The sequence below is a fragment of the Streptosporangium saharense genome (assembly GCF_014203715.1).
Lineage (GTDB): Bacteria > Actinomycetota > Actinomycetes > Streptosporangiales > Streptosporangiaceae > Streptosporangium > Streptosporangium saharense.
The window spans coordinates 1,246,893-1,265,485 of record NZ_JACHJP010000002.1; the positions used below are offsets into that span (position 1 = coordinate 1,246,893).

The window sequence follows — 18,593 nt, forward strand, 5'->3', positions numbered from 1 at the left end:
GCGAGGGAGGACGCGTGAGCGAGGAACTGCTGGAGCTGTCCGGGCTGGAGAAGCACTTCCCGGTGACGGGCGGACTGCTCTTCAAGCGACAGGTCGGCAAGGTGCACGCGGTCGACGGGGTCGACCTGACCGTGCACGCCGGCGAGGCCCTCGGCCTCGTCGGCGAGTCCGGCTGCGGCAAGTCGACAACGGGACGGCTCGCCGCCCGGCTGCTCGAACCCACCGGGGGCACCATCCGCTACCGGGGTCGCGACATCACGCACTCCGGCCGCAAGGAGCTCAAGCCGATCAGGTCCGAGATCCAGATGATCTTCCAGGACCCCTACTCGTCGCTCAACCCCCGCCACACCGTGGGCACGATCATCAGCGGCCCGATGGAGATCAACGACATCGAGCCGCCCGGTGGCAGGGAGAAGCGCGTCAAGGAACTGCTGGAGATCGTCGGTCTCAACCCCGAGCACTACAACCGCTTCCCGCACGAGTTCTCCGGCGGCCAGCGTCAGCGCATCGGGGTGGCCCGCGCCCTAGCCCTCAACCCCAAGCTGATCGTCGCCGACGAGCCGGTCTCCGCGCTGGACGTCTCGATCCAGGCGCAGGTCGTCAACCTGCTCCAGCAGCTCCAGCGGGACCTGGGGATCGCGTTCCTGTTCATCGCGCACGACCTGGCCATCGTCAGGCACTTCTCGCAGCGGGTCGCGGTCATGTATCTCGGCAAGATCGTCGAGATAGCGGACCGGACCTCCCTCTACGAGCGCCCGCGGCACCCCTACACCCACGCGCTGCTGTCCGCGGTGCCCGAGGCGACCACGGAGGAGGGGTCCCGCGAGCGCATCCGCCTGGCCGGTGACGTGCCCTCCCCCATCGACCCGCCGTCCGGCTGCCGCTTCCGCACCCGCTGCTGGAAGGCCCAGGACAAGTGCGCGACCGAGGAGCCGCCGCTGACCCGGCTGGAGGGCAACAGGGAGGGGCACCTGACCGCCTGCCACTTCCCCGAGGAGCCGACCGTGCACGGTGAGGACGTCGTCCTCGACCCGGCGCTGCTGGGCTGAGGCTCCGCCTCCACGAGGCCTCCACGAGGCCTCCACGAGGCCTCCGCGAGGCCTCCACGAGGCCTCCGCGAGGCTTTCGAGGCCCCGAGGTGCCCCACGGCACCCCGGGGCCTTACTCATCCTGGGGTACGGCTCGGCGCAATGTCACCCATGACAGTGCGCGAGCGGGGTCAGACCTTCTCGGCCGTCGCCCGCAGCCTGTCGATCGCGCGGGCCGGGTCCTCGGCGTCGTAGACGGCGCTGCCCGCGACGAACACGTCGGCCCCCGCCGCCGCGCAGCGCTCGATCGTCTCGTCGGAGACGCCGCCGTCCACCTGCAGCCAGACCTGGCCGCCGCGTCCGTCGAGCAGCGCCCTGGCCCTGCGGATCTTGGGCAGCACGATGTCCAGGAAACGCTGCCCGCCGAACCCGGGCTCGACGGTCATCAGCAGCAGCATGTCGATCTCGCCGAGCAGGTCCTCGTACGGCTCGACCGCCGTGGCGGGGTTCAGCGCGAGCCCGGCGCGGGCGCCCGCGGCGCGGATCTGCCGCAGGGTGCGCACCGGCGCCCTGGCGGCCTCCACGTGGATCGTCACGCTGCCCACCCCGGCCTCCGCGTAGGCGGGCGCCCAGCGGTCCGGATCGTCGATCATCAGGTGGCAGTCGAGCGGCGTCGAGGTCGCCTTGAGCAGCGACTCGACGACCGGCAGACCGAAGGTCAGGTTGGGCACGAAATGGTTGTCCATGACGTCCACGTGCAGCCAGTCGGCGTTGGGAACCATCGCGGCCGCCTCCGCGAGACGGGCGAAGTCGGCGGACAGGATGCTGGGTGAGATCTGTACGGCCATAGTGCGGCCGAGTCTATTGCGCCCCGCCGATCGTGCGCCGGGCGGGCGGAGCCCACTCAGAGTTTGAGCCGCACGCCGTACTCCTCAAGCCAGGCGTTGAGCCCGGCGAAGCCGTCCAGCGCCGCCCTGGTCCCCCGGTCCGGCTGGTCCTGCGGCTGGTCGAGGAGGGCCCGCACCTTGCCCAGGTCGGCCAGTTGCGCCGCGGCGACCTCGCCGTGGTCCAGCAGCCCGGCCACCTGCTTCCTGAGGGCGTGCCCGTAGGCGGGGTCCTGCGTCGAGGGATAGGGGCTCTTGCGGCGTTCGAGCACCGACCTGGGCAGCAGGTCCGCCGCCGCGGCCCGCAGCACGCTCTTCTCCCGCCCGTCGAAGCTCTTGATCGCCCAGGGGATGTTGAAGACGTACTCGACCAGCCGGTGGTCGCAGAACGGCACCCGGACCTCAAGCCCGACGGCCATGCTCATCCGGTCCTTGCGGTCCAGGAGGTTCTGCACGAACCGGGTCAGGTTCAGGTAACTGACCTCCCGCATCCGCCGCTCAAGACCGCTCTCGCCCGGCAGCCTGGGCACCTCGTCCAGCGCCTCCCGGTAGCGCCTGGCACGGTAGGCGGGCAGGTCCAGCTCCCGCAGCAGGTCGTCGCCGAGAATCCCGACCACCCCGTTGAACTGCTCGATGCCCGGCGTCGCCAGCCACGGGAAGGTGTCGCTGTTGACCGCGACCGGCTCGTGGAACCACCGGTAGCCGCCGAAGACCTCGTCGGCGGACTCGCCGGAGAGCGCGACCGTCGAGTGCTCCCTGATCGCCCTGAACAGCAGGTAGAGCGAGGTGTCCATGTCGCCGAGCCCCAGCGGCAGGTCCCTGGCCCGCAGTACGGCCGCGCGGGCCGCGGGGTCCATGAGGTCTGCCGAGTCCAGGACGATCGAGGTGTGGTCGGCGCCGACGTGCCGGACGACGTCGAGGACGTACGGCGTGTCCGGGGTGGAGCGCATCGAGTCCGGGGTGAAGTGCTCGTTGTATCCGGCGAAGTCCACGGAGAAGGAGCGGACGTCCGCCCCGCCCTCCCGCCGCAGCCGTTCCATGGCCAGCGCGGTGACGGTGCTGGAGTCGAGGCCGCCGGACAGCAGGCTGCACAGCGGCACGTCGGAGACGAGCTGGCGCCCGACGATGTCCTCAAGCAGCTCACGCACCCGCTTCACGGTCGTCGCGACGTCGTCGGGGTGCTCGCGGGCCTCAAGACGCCAGTAGAGGCGCCGGCGCAGGCCCGCGCGGCTCACCCGGATCACCTCGCCGGGCCGTACCTCGTGCATCCCCCGGTAGATGGCGTGCCCGGGTGTCTTGCTGAAGGCGTAGACCTCCCGGATGCCGTCGAGATCGACCACGGCGGGCTGGGCGAGCGGGTTGGCGAGGATCGCCTTCGGCTCGGAGCCGAACAGCACCCCCGAGGAGGTCGGGTGGTAGTACAGCGGTTTGACGCCCATCCGGTCGCGCGCCAGCAGCAGCTCCTGACGCCGGACGTCCCAGATCGCGAAGGCGAACATGCCGTTCAGCCGGTCGAGGAGGTCCTCGCCCCACTCCAGGTAGGCCCGCAGCAGGACCTCGGTGTCGCTCCGGGTGCGGAAGCGGTGGCCCCGCGCGGCCAGCTCGGCGCGCAGCTCGGGGAAGTTGTACAGCTCCCCGCTGTAGACCAGGACCGCGAGCGGCTCACCGTCCTGGTCGGCCACCATCGGCTGGCGGCCGCCCTCGACGTCGATCACCGCGAGCCTGCGGTGGCCGAGCGCGGCGTGCGGGGACGTCCACAGCCCCTCGTCGTCGGGCCCCCGGCAGGCCATCGTGTCCGTCATGGCCTGCGCGACGTCCCGGGACGGCCCGAGGTCACTCTCGAAGTCCACCCACCCGGAGATTCCACACATCAGTAAATCCCCACGTCCTATCGGCGATTTCCTGCATTGTCCGCAGAACCGATATTCATCTCAACGTGGTGCCTGGATCCGGGCTTCCGTAACTCATCTTCACAAAGGGTTCAAATCCCCGTTACCGGAAGAGGACTCACCGACGGCGCAGCAGGGCGAGGAACATCGCGTCCGTGCCGTGGCGGTGCGGCCAGAACTGCGCGTACGGCCCCTCCCCCAGCCCCTCGACCTCCGGCAGGAAGGACCGGGCGTCCAGTGCCTCCACGTCCGTACGGCGCCGCAGCGCGTCACCCACGACGGTCACGGTCTCGGCCAGATGCGGCGAACACGTCACATAGGCGACGACTCCCCCCGGCCGGACGGCCTCCAGCGCCTGGGAGAGCAGCTCGCGCTGGAGCGCACCCAGCTCGGGGAGGCTACGGGGATCACGGCGCCAGCGGGCCTCGGGACGGCGGCGCAGCGCGCCAAGCCCGGTGCAGGGCGCGTCCACCATGACCCGGTCGAACACCCCCGGCCGCCAGGCGGGCACCGTACCGTCGGCGGCGACCACCGCGGCCTGACGGGTGGCCTGCCTGACCAGGCGGGCGCGGTGATACTGCAGCTCCGCCGCCAGCAACCTCGCCCCGCCCTGTACGGCCAGCGCGTCCAGCAGCCCCGCCTTCCCCCCGGGCCCGGCGCACACGTCGAGCCAGCTCTCCCGCCCGCCCTCGACCGGGACCCGCGTCAGCGCGAGCGCCACCAGCTGACTCGCCTCGTCCTGTACGGCGGCACGCCCCTCAGCCACCGCCAGGATGGAACCGGGATCGCCCTCCCGCAGATAGGCCGCGTACGGGGAGTACTCGCCCGGCTCCGCGCCCGAGGAGAGAAGCTCCTCGACCGAGGACCGCCCGGGGCGGGCGACCAGGGTGACGCGGGGACGCTCGTTGTCCGCGGCCAGCAGCGCGGCGGTCTCGTCGAAGTCACCGCCGACGGCGTCGCGCAGCGCGGTGACGATCCACCGGGGGTGGCTGTGGGCGACCGCCAGATGGCCGACGGGGTCCCGCTCCGCCTCGGGGGCCACGATCGGGATCCACTGGTCGAGCGAGCGGTTCGCGACCTTCCTCAGCACCGCGTTGGCGTACTTCGACGCCCCGGTCCCCACCCGCAGCCGCACCAGGTCGACGGTGGTGCCGACGGCGGCGTGCGGCGGGACGCGCGTCTTGAGCAGCTGGTGCACGCCGAGCCGGATCGCGTCGAGCAGCGGCGGGTCGATATCTTCGGGGGCGCGGTCGCTGCAGGCCGCGATGACCTCGTCGTAGGTGCCGAGCCCGCGCAGCGTCCCGTAGGCCAGCTCGGTCGCCAGGCCCGCGTCGCGCCCGGAGAGACGGCGCTCCCGCAGCAGCGCGGGCATCAGCAGGTTCGCGTAGGCGTCCCGCTCGTCCACGGCGCGCAACAGGTCGTAGGCGACGTTCCTCGCCTCGTCGCGGACCGGCTTCGGCGGCCGGGGCCGCTTGTTCCCCCGGCCCGCCCCCCGTCGCTCCCCGCCACCGGGTGAGGCGGCGTGGTCGTCCCGTGAGTGGCCCGCCGCGCGGCGGCCACCGCTCCCCCGCTCGTTCATGTCCTAGCCCAGCCGATCGTCTTCTGTGAGCCGCACACCGCGGGCCCACTCCCCCGCGCTCATCGCGCGCTTGCCCTGCGGCCGCACCTCACCCAGCTCGACCGGGTGCGTGGCGGTGCCGACCAGCACCGTGTTCTTCGAGGCCGCGATCCGCCCGGGGGCGAGCGCGGGCGCCTCGGGCGCGAGCCGTACCGGACCGAGCTTGACCCGCAGGTCACGAAACTCCGTCCAGGCGCCGGGCGCGGGGGCGCAGGCCCGGATCAGCCGGTCCACCCGCATGGCGGGCGCCGACCAGTCGACCCTGGCGTCGTCCACGGTGATCTTCGGGGCTACGCTCACCCCCTCGGCAGGCTGGGGCACCGCCTCCAGCGTGCCGTCCTCGATGCCGTCGAGGGTCGCGGCCAGCAGCCCGGCACCCGACTCGGCGAGCCTGGCGAGCAGCTCCCCGCTGGTGTCGCCCGGCCTGACCTTCTCGGTGACCACCCCGAAGACCGGCCCCGCGTCCAGCTCCTTGACGATCTGGAAGGTGGCCGCCCCGGTGATCTCGTCACCGTGCAGTACGGCGTGCTGCACGGGCGCGGCACCACGCCAGGCGGGCAGCAGCGAGAAGTGGAGGTTGACCCACCCGTGCGCGGGGATGTCCAGCGCGCTCTGCGGCAGCAGCGCCCCGTAGGCCACCACGGGACAGCAGTCGGGGGTGATCAGCCGCAGCCGGTCGAGGAACTCGGGGTCCCCCGCCCTGGCAGGTCTGAGAATCTCGATCCCCGCCTCCTGCGCCAGCTCGGCGACGGGACTCGGCTGGAGCTTACGGCCCCGGCCCGACTGGGCGTCGGGGCGGGTGACGACGGCGGCGACCTCGTGGCGCGGCGAGTCGAGCAGGGCCCTCAACGAGGGCAGAGCGGTTTCCGGAGTTCCGGCGAAGACCAGACGCAAGGTTCCTACAGAGCCTTCCCATGGGTCGCGTGCGGGGAGAACTTGAACGCGGGGGCGGACAGACCACTCCACTCGGCCGCGCGGATCTCCCGCATCGCGAGTTTGCGCTGCTTGAGGTCCATCCGGTCGATGAAGAGCACCCCGTCGAGATGGTCGGTCTCGTGCTGGAAACACCGCGCCATGAGATCGGTGCCCTCAAGCGTGACGGGGTCACCGTACATGTTGAAGCCCGTCGCCACCGCCCTGATCGCCCTGGGCGTCGGGAACGACAGCCCCGGGAAGGACAGGCAGCCCTCCTCCCCCTCCTCGTCCCTCTCCTCGGACAGGTCGAGGTCGGGATTGATCAGGTGGCCGAGCTGCTTGTCGACGTAGTAGGTGAAGACCCGCAGGCCGACCCCGATCTGCGGCGCCGCGAGCCCCGCCCCCGGCGCGTCCATCATCGTGTCCGTGAGGTCCTTGACGAGCCTGCGAAGCTCCTTGTCGAAGTCCTTCACCGGCTCCGCCGGCGTACGCAACACCGGGTCGCCGAAAAGCCGGATCGGCTGAATGGCCAACAGGGATCTCCTCGTACTTTCTAGGGAGTCCAGTGTATCTTTGCGCCGCCTGGCGGCGGCGCGAGGCTTGGCTGTGCTTGCTTTTGCGGCGCCTGGCGGCGCCGCGGGCTTGGGCGCCCCAGGTCGGTGACTTCCCTCGTCGCTCCTCCGCTTCGCTCCGTCGCTCCTCAGTCCAGCTCACCGACGCGCCCAAGCCGGACACTCCTCACTCACGGCGCCGGTACCCCCAAACCAAAACCCCTCACGCCTGACACCGGTAGGCCTAGGCGCCCTCACTGTCGGAAGTGAGGAGTTTGTCTGGGCTTTACCGGTGCCAGGTGTGGAGAGTTTGGCTTGGTCGCGCCGACGCTTGGACTGAGGAGAGAGGGAGCGAAGCGGACGAACGACGAGGGAAAGCGTTGGCCTCAGGCGACCAAGCCCGCGACGCCGCCAGGCGTCGCAAAAAGGCACTGCCTCGCGGCGCCGAAGGCGCCGCAAAAGCAAGCACAGCACTAGCGTGAGCGAGACTTCATTGCCGCCTTGCGGGCCGACTTCGCGACCGTGGGGTCCGGGTGGCGGGAGCCCAGGAGGTCGAGGACGGTGATGGTGTCGGGGTGGTCGGCGGCGGCCATCTCCTCGACCAGTCTGACCAGGTCCTCGCCGGGTTCGAGGGCGTCGAACTCGCGGATCGCCTCGGCCGTCCTGCCCAGCTGGGCCAGGGAGGCGAGTGTGTCCACGGCGATCCAGGTGCGGTCCTCCTGGGCGAGGGCCGGGGCGGGAAGGTCGCGGATGTGCAGCCAGGAGGCGGCGTAGCGCCACAGGGACGGCTCCTGGAGCGCCTCCCTGAGCGGGGTCTCCGCCTCGGGGCCAAGCTCCTCCAGGATCGTGCCGACGGTGCCACGCTGGCCCGCCGTACCCGAGGAGGCGACCCTGACCAGCTCGCGGGCGGCGGTCTCCGGGGTGCGGGACTCCAGCCAGACGGTGACGGCGCTGGGGGCCGCGGAGCGCTTGATGATGGCGTCGACCAGCTCGGTGGCGCCCAGGTCGGCGAAGACGGCGACCTCGGCCCCGGTCGGGGCGTCGTGGCCCTCGCGGATCAGGTCCTGGCGGACCGCCCAGACGCCGAGGGGGGTGAGTCTCGGCCTGCCCGCCTCGGACGGCTCGATGAGGCCGCAGTAGCCGAGCAGGGTCAGCGCCGTGTCCAGTTCGCCGGGCAGGGAGGCGCTCAGCGCCCGCATCTCCGTGGGGCGGGCCTGGCAGGCCACCTCGTGCGACTGGAGGATGCCCTTGACGAGGGTGGCGGCGGACAGGCCGTCACTCACGGCGTACATCGTGGCGAGCATCTCCGCCAGGTGGTCGTCGACGACCGCGGAGCCGGTCAGGCCCTCGTCGGCGCGGTCGAGCACGTCCATGACCACGCCGTCCCAGAACTCCAGCATCGCCCGGTGCGGCAGGTCGGCCGACAGCGCCAGCGGGCCCGCCGTCGCCACACCCCTGGAGATGCGGAGCATGCCCGTGTTGACCGCGACGACCCACAGCAGGTGCAGTCGGGTGGGGCTGGGCAGGCCGAGTTCGGCGCACGCCAGGAAGGGGTCGGGCAGCAGGCCCTCGGGGGTCACCTGCCGGGTGCCGGTCCAGGTGGCCAGCCGCTGGGCGTCCAGCACCAGGGGGACCCGCAGCACGGCCTCGGCCAGCTCGTCGTCGGCGGCCAGCTCGACCGGTGGGAAGCTCAGCACCTCGGTGCCGCAGTCGGAGCAGTCGCAGTCGCCGTCCGCCTCGGTGGCGCCGGCCGCGTCGAGCACGGCCGCGCGCAGCTCTCCGGGTGCCGCCCCGAGCTCACCGACGAGCCTGCGCAGCTCGCCGAGGTCGAAGACGTTGCCCGTGTTCCCGCTCTTTGCCACTCGTGAAACTTACTGCACTTGAGCCCCACGGGTGTACGGCTAGCCGATCGCGCGCGATCTGGCCTTGAAGGCCGCCTTGCGTGCCGCCTTGGCCACGTTCTGGTCGTGCAGGGAGCGTCCGAGCAGCTCCAGCACCTGCACGACGTCGGGGTGATCTACCCGCCACATCTCGTCGATCATGTGGGCGGGCGGTCCCGAGGCCGCCATGTTCTCGGCGAACGTCTCGGGGTCGTCCTCGGCGGCGGTGATCGCCAGGGCGAGGGTGTCCACGCTCATCCACAGGACCTCCTCCTGGGTGAGCGCGGGGGCGGGAAGGCCGCGTGCCGCCAGCCAGTGGATGACGTGGGGCCGCAGCTCCGCCTCCTGCAGGTGCCCCCTGACCGCCCGTTCCGCGTCGGGGCCGAGCCTGTCGACGATCGTCACGGCGATGCCCCTGGCGACGGAGGGGGCGCCGGAGACGGCGCCGAGGAGGTCGGCGGCGGCGTCGATCTCGCTCCTGCTGCGCAGCCACTCCTCGATCTCGGCCTCGGCCAGCTCGGTGGGGATGCCGGACAGCAGCCCCTCGATGAGCTCGGAGGCGTCGACGGTGGACAGGGCGGCGGCCTCCGGGGCGTCGAGGCCCAGGCCGGTGTAGAGCTCCCGCAGGGCCCACACGGCGTGCGGGGTGAGAGCGAGCTCCTCCCGCTCGGGTTCGAGGACGCCGCAGTAGGCCAGGCGCACGAGAATCTCGTCGGTGTCGAACTCGGCCTCGTCGGTCAGCCCGGCCTCCTGGGCGTACTCCAGCAGCAGCGGCACCGGCATCGGCGACTGCAGCCGGTAGAGCACGTCGCACAGGCCGTAGAGCTCCTCGTCGAGAGCCGGGTTGCCGGAGACGGCGCCGCCGGTCTCCTTCTCCACGACGAACTCGACCACCGAGGCCCACACGTCGAGCGGATCGGCGTCGTCGGCGTCGAAGACGGCGGTGCCCTCGACCTCCACCAGCCCGGCGTAGACCGCGAGGTCCCACAGCAGGGCGGGTTCGGCGACCGCGAGCTGGGCGGTGGCCTCTGCGGCGTCGCGGACCCGCAGGCGGCCCTTGACGGTCGGGGTGCGGCCCCCGGCGAGCATCCACTGCACCAGCCGCCGCGCGTCGGTCACCATCGGGACCCGCAGCGCCGCCTCGGCGAGCGCCTCACGGGCGGCCAGCCGTACGGGGGGCAGGGGGGCGCATCCCGGGCAGTCGCACGGCCCGTCGGCGCTCTCGTCCTGCTCGTCCCGTTCCTGCCGCTGTGCCGCGGACCGCTCGGTCGCGGACAGGGAGAAGCCCTGTTCGAGGGCTTCGGCGCCCATCGCGCTGAACAGACTCTTGGCCATGCCGAACCGGGAGGTGTCGGCGAGCGCGATCGGCATCTCCGGCTCGATCCGGTCAAGCACGGCCCGCATCCTGGTCGCCATCTTGCCGCCGATCTCCTCGGTGGCGAGGAGGAAGTCGACGAGGGTCCGGGCGGCGGCGACGGTCTCGGGGGCGCTCTCCGGCGGGGCGATGACCTTTCGCGGGTAGATGTTGAGCAGCAGTTCCTCGAAGGTGCCCGGGGTGAAGTCGCCCAGCTCGTTCACGTCCAGGTAGTCGCTCGCGTAGTCGCAGAGCAGACGCACCTCGTCCACGTCAACGGCCAGGCCGTGCGCACGCCCCCACGCGCGCAGATCGTCTACGGCCTGATTCACCCATTCGATCGACACAGAGGAAAATTAACGGCTTACTGTCAGCACCGCGAATCGGGGAAACACCTCAAATGACGTCCAGGGGGTCAATGCACACTCGGACCACCTCCGGGGACTTACGGGCCGAGCGCACTCCCGCCGCCCCCTTCAGCGCCGCCGCCAGCGCCGTTCCCGCCGCCTGTGGGACCCGCACCATGGCACGTTCCCGCACCTGGTCGCCCCTTGGCGCGTCGAGGGGGACCGGGCCGAGAACCTGCGCCTCCCCGGGCAGCTCGACGTCGCCGAGCATTTCCCGCACCGCGGCGGGAGACCCGGTGAGGGTCGCGATCCTTACCGCGGGGGGAAAACGGAGTTCTGTCCTCTCCGCCAGTTCACGCTCGGCGTGGGTGACCGGATCCCAGCGCAGCAGCGCCTGTACGGCGGGCAGCGAGGAGTCGGCGAGCACCACCAGCTCGGCCCCCGGCCGCAGCAGCGCCGCCGCGTTCATCCACCGGCGCAGCGTCTCCTCCGCGGCCCGCAGGTCCGGCCTGCCCAGCAGCGCCCAGCCGTCCAGCAGCACCGCCGCCGCGTAGCCGCCCTCCGCGACGGGCTCGGCCCCCGGGGTCGCCACGACCAGGGCCCGCGCGTCGCCGACCGCGGCGAGCACCCCGTCCCTGCCCGAGGTCCTGACCGGCACCGAGGCGAAGGCCCTGCCCAGCTCCTCGGCCGTACGGCGGGCGCCGACCACCTGCGCCCGCATCCGTGCCGCGCCGCAGGCCGCGCAGCGCCACTGCCCCGCGATCCGGCCGCACCAGCGGCAGTACGGCATGGCGTGCCCCCCGCGCAGCGCGAGCGGCCCCCTGCAGTGCCCGCACCTGGCCGTCGTCCGGCAGCTCTGGCAGGCCAGGCCGGGCAGGTATCCCCTGCGGGGGACCTGGACCAGCACCGGCCCGGCCTCCAGGCCCGTGCGCAGCGCCCGCCAGGCGAGGCTGGGCAGCCTGGCGGCCCGTGCCGCCTCGTCCCTGGCCAGCTCGGCGTCGTCCCCGGCGGGGCGGACCCTGGGGGCCCTGGCCCTGACGGTCTCGCGGGCCGCGACGATGGGACCCGCCCAGCCGGTCGCGACGAGCCTGGTGGCCTCCGCCGTACGGGCGTGGCCGCCGATGAGCAGGCCCGCCCTGCCGTGGTGGGCGCGCAGCGCGAGGACCTCCCTGGCGTGCGGGTATGGCGCCAGCCGCTCGGCGTGCAGGTCGTCGCCGTCGTCCCAGATCACCGCCAGGCCCAGGTCCCTGACCGGGGCGAAGACGGCGGCCCTGGTGCCCACGGCGACCCGCACGTGTCCCCTTCGCACGCGCAGCCAGCGCCGGTAGCGCTCGGCTGGCCCCAGGTCCGAGGTGAGCGCGACGTGCCTGCCGGGGCCGAGGGCGGCGCTCAGGGCGGCGTCGGCGAGCGCGACGTCCTTGCCGTCGGGCAGGACGACGAGGGCGCCCCTGTCCCCGTTGAGCGTCTCCCGCACGGCAACCGCGACCGCCCGGGGCCATTCGAGGCCGTCCTGTCCGGTCCCGGGCAGCGCGCTCCACACCGCGCGGGGTGAGCTCCCCTCGGCCAGGGCCGCCAGGAACGCCTCCCCCTCCGGGTAGTCCGCCCACGGCCCCGGCCCGCCCGACGCCGCGTCCTCGCCCGGCTCCGGCTCCTGTGGCTTCTCGGCCTCGACCCTGGCGTGACGTGGGGGGACGGCGAGCCTGAGCACGTCGGCCATGGTCCCCGCGTAGCGGTCGGCCACGATCCTGGCCAGCGCGGCGATCTCGGGGGTGAGCACCGGCTCCGGCGAGACGACCCGCTCCAGCCTGGCCAGGCCGCCCTCGTGCTCGGTGTCCTCGGCCCGTTCGAGCAGGAAGCCGTCGACCAGCTTGCCCGCGAACCTGACCCTGACCCGGACGCCGGGCACCGCCTCGGCGTCCATGGGGGCGGGCACGAGATAGTCGAACGGCCGGTCAAGGTGCGGCAGCGGCGTGTCCACGACGACCCGGGCGACCGGCAGTGTCGCGGCCGGCTCGGGCACCCCCCTGGGCGACCTGGCGGCGGGGACGGGCCCACGGCGCACGGCGTCGAGCGGCAGCAGGGCGTCGTCGTCCGCGGGGAGGCTGGTGTGGGTCACCCACTTGTCCTACCAGATGCGCGGGGACCGTCCCGCCAGACGCGGGAGGGGTTCGGCCAGTGGGTCACGCCCGACACAGGGAAAACCCCAACATACTTCAGGTGGAAGGGGACCCCTCCCTCAAGACCACCCGACGCTGCGGAACGCTGGAGCACACGGTGTCCCACTGGCCACCTCCATGATGACCGCTCCCACACCCCTCCCGCATCGGGCGATGTGCCTATGTCGAGGACTGATAATCGCTTTCCGCGACCCACGCGGCGACCTGGGTGCGGGAGGCGAGGCCGCCCTTGGCGAGGATGTTGCGGACGTGCGCGTCCACGGTGCGTTTGGCGATGTCCAGCCGTACGGCGATCTCGGGGTTCGAGAGTCCCTCGGTGATCAGTTTGGCCACCTGGAGCTCCCTGGCGCTCAGCGTGCCCGCGGGCCTGGCCGTCCCGCCTGGCTGGCGGGGGGAGGGCAGCCGTCCCCCGCCCCGCAGCGGGCGCTGTACGGCGGGCCGCCACGGGCCGCCCGACGGTTCGAGGCCGACCCTGCGGTAGGTCTCCAGCATCCGGTAGCGCTCACCGGGCTCGCGGAGCACGATCGACCCCTCGACCAGCTTCGCCAGGACCGGCGCGACCCGCTCCCGGGGCAGGTGCCCCTGGCACGCCGTACGCGCGTCCGCCAGGTCGAAGGAGCCCGCGAGCGCCGCCAGCAGCGCCCACAGCGCTCGCTGCTCACTGTCGCAGAGGTCGTAGCTCCACATGACCGCGGCCCGCAGGTCGCGGTGGCGCGGCAGCACGGTCCTGCTGACCCCGGTGAGCAGGGTGAAGCGGTGCTTCAGCTCCTCCAGCAGGTCCCTGGCCAGCATGGAGCGCACCAGGGTCGCGGCCAGCTCGATCGCCAGCGGCAGCCCGTCGAGCCTGCCGCAGATCTCCGCGACGACCGGCGACGTGGCGGGCGTCAGCGCGAAGCGGGGATCGACCGCCATGGCCCGGTCCTCGAACAGCCGCACGGCCGAGGTGAGCGGCAGCGGCGCGAGCTGGAGCACCCGCTCCCCCGGCAGGCCGAGCGGCCTGCGCCCGGTGACGACGATCGCGGTCCTGGGCGCCTCGGCCAGCAGGTCCTCGGCCAGCGCGGCGACCTCGCCGGGGATGTGCTCGCAGGTGTCGAGGACGACGAGCGGGCGCCGCTCGCGCAGGGCGGCCCCGATCTCCCGCGCGGACAGCGACCTGGGCAGTTCGAGCGCCTCGGCCAGCGCGGTCACCGGGTCGGCGGTGCCGGACAGCTCCGCCCGCCAGGTCCCGCCCGCGAAGCGGCGGCGCAGCCTGGCGGCCAGGCGCAGGGCCGTGCGGGTCTTGCCGACGCCCGCGGGACCCGTGACGGTCATGATCCTGGCCTCCGTGAGGTGGCGCAGGCCCTCGGCCAGTTCCTCCGCCCGTCCCACAAAGCTGGACAGGTCAACCGGCAGGTTTCCCGGCCCCCGCGCCATGTTCGTCCTCCGCTTCGGTCGGTGCGGTCCTCGATGAGGGACAGCCGTGCACTCGTGGAACATCCGCCCACGGCAAAAAATTCACGCCAATCAGAACATTCACGTCCGACGAAATCGCCTGCCCTCACGACCTGCCCGTACACGCGGGGGATTCATGGCCGTCTGGGTGAGTTGTCCGTTCAGTCGCCGCTCGTACGGCCGGCACGCCTCACACGTGTCCCCTGCGCTGCCTGATCGCCCAGGCCGCGATCTGGGTGCGCGCGGAGAAGCCGAGCTTGGCGAGGATGTGCTCGACGTGGGAGTCGACCGTGCGCTGGACGACCACGAGCCGGTGGGCGATCTGCCGGTTGGTCAGCCCCTCCGCGACCAGCTCGGCGACCTCACGCTCCCTGCGGGTCAGCGGCGCCCAGCGTGAGTCCCGTACGGCGGGCCCCCCGGCCAGCTCCTCGCCGAGCGCGTAGGCGATCGCCCGCTCCGAGCCGAGCGCGGCGCCCTCCCTGACCGCCTGTTCGGCCTCCCTGCGCGGCAGTTCCTTGGCGACCCGCTCGGCGCAGCGGGCGCTCTCCTCGATCACCACCGGGTAGCCCTGCTCGATCAGTCCCTTGTCGAGCCGTTCGGCGCGGGCCGCGGCGAACAGCCGCCCGGCCCTGGCGAGGTCGCCCTGGTCCGCCGCGGCGCAGGCCAGCAGTTCGAAGCAGGAGACGACACCCATGGTGTCGGAGAAACGCGTCTTGACCCGCAGGGAGTCGCGGGCGTGCCCGACCGCCCTGGCGGCGTCGCCCTCGGCCCTGGCCACCAGGCCGAGGACGTAGTCGGCCTGCGCGTTCGACCAGACCTCCCCCAGCTCGTCGCACAGCTCACGGCATTCGAGCAGGACCCGGCCCGCCGGCTCCGGCTCGCCGCCGAGCACCAGGCAGGTGCCCAGCTCGACCATCGCGGGCAGGAGCACCTCGGGCAGCTCCCGGTTGGGGCGCAGCCGTTCGATCACCGTGCCGAGCATGCTCTCCGCGGCCCGAGGGTCACCCTCGACCGAGGCCAGCGTGCCGTTCATCTTGAGCTGGACCAGCTCGACCAGCTCGGCGCCGGGCGTCCCCGGCGGGCTGTGCAGCCTGCACCGTTCCAGCAGCAGCCGCGCCTCGTCCAGGTCGCCCCTGGCGTTGGCGATGTAGACGAGGGTGAGCAGCCCCCAGGACCAGGCCTGGCTGTCGGGCAGGGGCTGGGCGAGCAGCCGTTCGAGCTGGTCGCGGCCCTCCCTGAGCATCCCGCAGGCCACCCAGAGGTACCACAGGCCCGCCGCCATCATCAGGCCGGTCTCACGCAGCTCGGGGTCGTCGACGCACAGGTCGAGGGCGGCGCGGATGTTGGGCCACTGCCTGCGGACGCGGCTCCACGACTCGACCTGGTCACCGTGGCGGCCCGACTCCTTGCCCCTGAGGGCCAGCTCGAAGTGGTAGCGCAGGTGCCTGCGGCGCAGCCACCCCTCGTCCCCGCTCTCGGCCAGCCTGGCCGCGCCGTACTCCCTGATGATGTCCAGGAGCCGGTAGGCCGTGCCCTCCTCGCGCTTGACCGGGATCACGATCGACTTGTCCACCAGGCCGAGCAGGGTCGGCAGGATCCGCTCGGCGGGCAGCGCCTCGTCGGCGCAGACGCCCTCAGCGGCGGCGGCGTCGAAGTCGGAGACGAAGACCGGCAGCCGTGACCACAGCAGCCGCTCGTCGGGGGTGCACAGGTCGTGGCTCCAGTCGACGGTCGCGCCGACCGTGGGGTGCCTGCTGGCCGTCACCCGCCCGGAGAGCAGCCAGAGCCGGTCGTCGAGCAGGTCGCGGACCCGGCCCAGGGTGAAGGCGCGCATCCGCACGGCGACCAGTTCGATGGCCAGCGGGATGCCGTCGAGCTTGGTGCAGATCTCCGCGATCTCCTCGGCGTTCTCCCCGGTGAGGGCGTAGTTCGGCCTGACCGCGGCGACCCGTTCGAGGAACAGCGTGACCGACTCGCACCGGGAGAGCGCGCCGACGGACTTCATGGCGCGCGGCCCCGGCAGGGCCATCGGCGGCAGGGCGACGATGTGCTCGCCGGGCACGCCGAGCGACTGCCTGCTGGTGGCCAGGATCCGCAGGTTGGGGCTGTTCTCCAGCAGGGTCTGGGCGAGCCTGGCGCAGGCGTCCACGAGGTGCTCGCAGGTGTCGAGGACCAGGAGCATCTGCCGGTCGCGGAGATGCTCGACCAGGACCTCGGTGTCCGGCCGCACGGACAGGTCGACCAGTTCGAGCGCGTACGCCACGGCCTGTTCGAGACGGCCCGGGTCGCTCACCCCGGCCAGTTCGACGAACTTGACGCCGTCGGCGAAGGTTCCCAGCACCTCGGCGGCCGCCCTGACCGCGACCCGGGTCTTGCCGATGCCGGCGACCCCGGTGACGGTGACCAGCCGAGAGACCTGGAGCAGTCGCCGTACCTGGCGAAGCTCCTCCTTGCGTCCCACGAAGCTTGTCGCCTCCATGGGCAGTTCGCCTGTCCCAAACCGCCTGATCACGTCTCTCCCCCAAGATCTCCAAAAGAGAAGTTACACAGAATTCGACGGTTCAGGGGGCACAGTTGGTGGTCAGGCTCCATATGTGAGTTCCTGACCCGTGATGGGCGGGGGATTCCGGCACCGTACGGCGGGCCAGAGGGAGCCCCTGGAAGGCCGTGGAAGGCGCGGGAGGAAACGGCACGGCCCCCGCGAGAAGGTGTCTCGCGGGGGCCGTGTCAGGGCGGTCAGAGACCGGCGGCCCTGCGCAGGGCGTCGGCGCGGTCGGTGGCCTCCCAGGAGAACTCGGGGCGGCCGAAGTGACCGTAGGCGGAGGTCGCCGAGTAGATCGGGCGGAGCAGGTCGAGGTCGCGGATGATCGCGGCCGGGCGCAGGTCGAAGACGCTGAGCACGGCCTCCTGGATCTTCGTGACCGGGACCTTCTCGGTGCCGAAGGTCTCGACGAACACGCCGACCGGGTGCGCCTTGCCGATGGCGTAGGCGACCTGGACCTCGGCGCGGTCCGCCAGGTCGGCGGCCACGATGTTCTTGGCGACCCAGCGCATGGCGTAGGCGGCCGAGCGGTCCACCTTGGACGGGTCCTTGCCGGAGAAGGCGCCGCCACCGTGGCGGGCCATGCCACCGTAGGTGTCAACGATGATCTTGCGGCCGGTCAGACCGGCGTCGCCCATCGGGCCACCGATCTCGAAGCGGCCGGTGGGGTTGACCAGCAGCCGGTAGCCCTCGGTCGCGATCTCGAGCCCGGCGAGCACCGGGTCGACCACGTGCTCCTTGATGTCCGGGGCCAGCATCTCCTTGAGGTCGATCTCGGCCGCGTGCTGGGTGGAGACGACCACGGTGTCGAGGCGGACCGGCTTGTCGCCGTCGTACTCGATGGTGACCTGGGTCTTGCCGTCGGGACGGAGGTAGGGGACGGTGCCGTTCTTGCGGACCTCCGACAGGCGCTCGGCCAGGCGGTGGGCAAGCTGGATCGGCAGCGGCATCAGCTCGGGGGTCTCGCGCGAGGCGTAGCCGAACATCAGGCCCTGGTCGCCCGCGCCTTGGCGGTCGAGCTCGTCGGAGCCCTCGCCCTCGCGGGCCTCGTAGGCGGCGTCCACACCCTGGGCGATGTCGGGCGACTGCGCGCCGATGGACACCGAGACGCCACAGGAGGCGCCGTCGAAGCCCTTGTGCGAGGCGTCGTAACCGATTTCGAGGATCTTCTCCCGGATGAGACCGGGAATGTCGACGTAGGTCTCCGTCGTCACCTCTCCGGCGACGTGGACCTGACCGGTGGTGATCAGCGTCTCGACCGCGACACGGCTCCTGGGGTCTCCCTTGAGCATGGCGTCGAGAATCGCGTCACTGATCTGGTCGGCGATCTTGTCCGGGTGGCCCTCTGTGACCGACTCGGAGGTGAACAGGCGACGGGACAAGTCAGTGGCTCCTCATGCAGCGGCTGCTGGCGTCTGGGACTTCGGGGCACGCGGCACCGAAGCGCTCGCCGAATTCTAGCCCCACCAGGTACGGCGCCGCGAAATCACCCCTAATCCGGCGTGCCCGAATCTTGGTGCTCCACCGTCCAACTGGCCCGAAATCACACCAAACCGACCGCTTTACCCTGATATTTCGTTACAAACTGTCTCGTGGGAGAGAAGGGTCACAGGTCGGGCAGCGGGTCGGGAGGCAGCGTCTCCGGCGCGAAGACCTCGGCGTCCGCCGCGCACACCACCGCCGCGTACTCCTCGTCGATCTCGAAGACCATCCCGCCGAACTCGATGGCCGCGCCCGAGGAGAACTCGACCGGCCCGAGCCGGGTACGGCGCGCGTGCGTCGCGTAGACCGAGCTGGGCATGTCACGGTCGAAGAACTTGGTGGACATCACCAGGATCGACCGGTCGGTGACCACGATGATGAAGGCCGCCGTACCCGGCGAGCTGACGGAGAGGGCGGGAAGGACGTAGCTGATGTCCTCCCCCGGCGGGAGCAGGGCGCGGCAGCGCGCCCTGACGGCGGCGGAGACCGGCATGG

General features: G+C 72.0%; 13 protein-coding genes. 1 reads left to right on the top strand and 12 read right to left on the bottom strand.

From position 1 onward, the window contains the following. The first annotated feature begins 14 nt into the window (after positions 1 to 14). Complete coding sequence (locus tag FHS44_RS14525) at positions 15 to 1,049, top strand: ABC transporter ATP-binding protein (protein ID WP_312863659.1); 1,035 nt, start codon at positions 15 to 17, stop codon at positions 1,047 to 1,049. A gap of 170 nt (positions 1,050 to 1,219) precedes the next feature. Here the strand turns inward: FHS44_RS14525 and rpe are convergent, their stop codons facing one another. The 12 genes from rpe to FHS44_RS14585 form a co-directional block, all read right to left on the bottom strand. Then, positions 1,220 to 1,876, bottom strand: a complete 657-nt coding sequence (gene rpe / locus FHS44_RS14530) for a ribulose-phosphate 3-epimerase (RefSeq protein ID WP_184714579.1) — start codon at positions 1,874 to 1,876, stop codon at positions 1,220 to 1,222. 56 nt (positions 1,877 to 1,932) lie between these two features. Continuing rightward, positions 1,933 to 3,783, bottom strand: a complete 1,851-nt coding sequence (gene asnB / locus FHS44_RS14535; protein ID WP_184714581.1) for an asparagine synthase (glutamine-hydrolyzing) — start codon at positions 3,781 to 3,783, stop codon at positions 1,933 to 1,935. A 136-nt stretch (positions 3,784 to 3,919) separates the two neighbouring features. Then, positions 3,920 to 5,380 (bottom strand): RsmB/NOP family class I SAM-dependent RNA methyltransferase, encoded by a 1,461-nt coding sequence (locus FHS44_RS14540; RefSeq protein WP_184714583.1) that lies wholly within the window; start codon positions 5,378 to 5,380, stop codon positions 3,920 to 3,922. Between the two features lie 3 nt (positions 5,381 to 5,383). After that, positions 5,384 to 6,313: a methionyl-tRNA formyltransferase gene (fmt, locus tag FHS44_RS14545; protein ID WP_184714585.1), complete on the bottom strand. Its 930-nt coding sequence runs from the start codon at positions 6,311 to 6,313 to the stop codon at positions 5,384 to 5,386. 5 nt (positions 6,314 to 6,318) lie between these two features. After that, the gene (def, locus tag FHS44_RS14550; protein ID WP_184714587.1) at positions 6,319 to 6,867 is read right to left on the bottom strand and encodes a peptide deformylase; all 549 of its coding nucleotides are present in this window, start codon (positions 6,865 to 6,867) and stop codon (positions 6,319 to 6,321) included. 491 nt (positions 6,868 to 7,358) lie between these two features. After that, entirely contained in the window at positions 7,359 to 8,747 is a 1,389-nt protein-coding gene (locus tag FHS44_RS14555; RefSeq protein WP_184714589.1) for a hypothetical protein, read from the bottom strand. Between the two features lie 39 nt (positions 8,748 to 8,786). Further along, on the bottom strand, positions 8,787 to 10,466 hold the full coding sequence (locus FHS44_RS14560) for a hypothetical protein (RefSeq protein WP_312863660.1): 1,680 nt from the start codon (positions 10,464 to 10,466) through the stop codon (positions 8,787 to 8,789). Positions 10,467 to 10,515: 49 nt separating this feature from the next. Next, positions 10,516 to 12,582: a primosomal protein N' gene (locus FHS44_RS14565; RefSeq protein ID WP_184714591.1), complete on the bottom strand. Its 2,067-nt coding sequence runs from the start codon at positions 12,580 to 12,582 to the stop codon at positions 10,516 to 10,518. 220 nt (positions 12,583 to 12,802) lie between these two features. Beyond that, entirely contained in the window at positions 12,803 to 14,056 is a 1,254-nt protein-coding gene (locus tag FHS44_RS14570) for a helix-turn-helix transcriptional regulator (RefSeq protein ID WP_184714593.1), read from the bottom strand. Positions 14,057 to 14,264: 208 nt separating this feature from the next. After that, entirely contained in the window at positions 14,265 to 16,535 is a 2,271-nt protein-coding gene (locus FHS44_RS42350; protein ID WP_221460693.1) for an ATP-binding protein, read from the bottom strand. Between the two features lie 275 nt (positions 16,536 to 16,810). Beyond that, complete coding sequence (metK, locus tag FHS44_RS14580; RefSeq protein WP_184714595.1) at positions 16,811 to 17,998, bottom strand: methionine adenosyltransferase; 1,188 nt, start codon at positions 17,996 to 17,998, stop codon at positions 16,811 to 16,813. Between the two features lie 224 nt (positions 17,999 to 18,222). Next, on the bottom strand, positions 18,223 to 18,591 hold the full coding sequence (locus FHS44_RS14585) for a hypothetical protein (protein ID WP_184714597.1): 369 nt from the start codon (positions 18,589 to 18,591) through the stop codon (positions 18,223 to 18,225). Between the last annotated feature and the right edge of the window lie 2 nt (positions 18,592 to 18,593).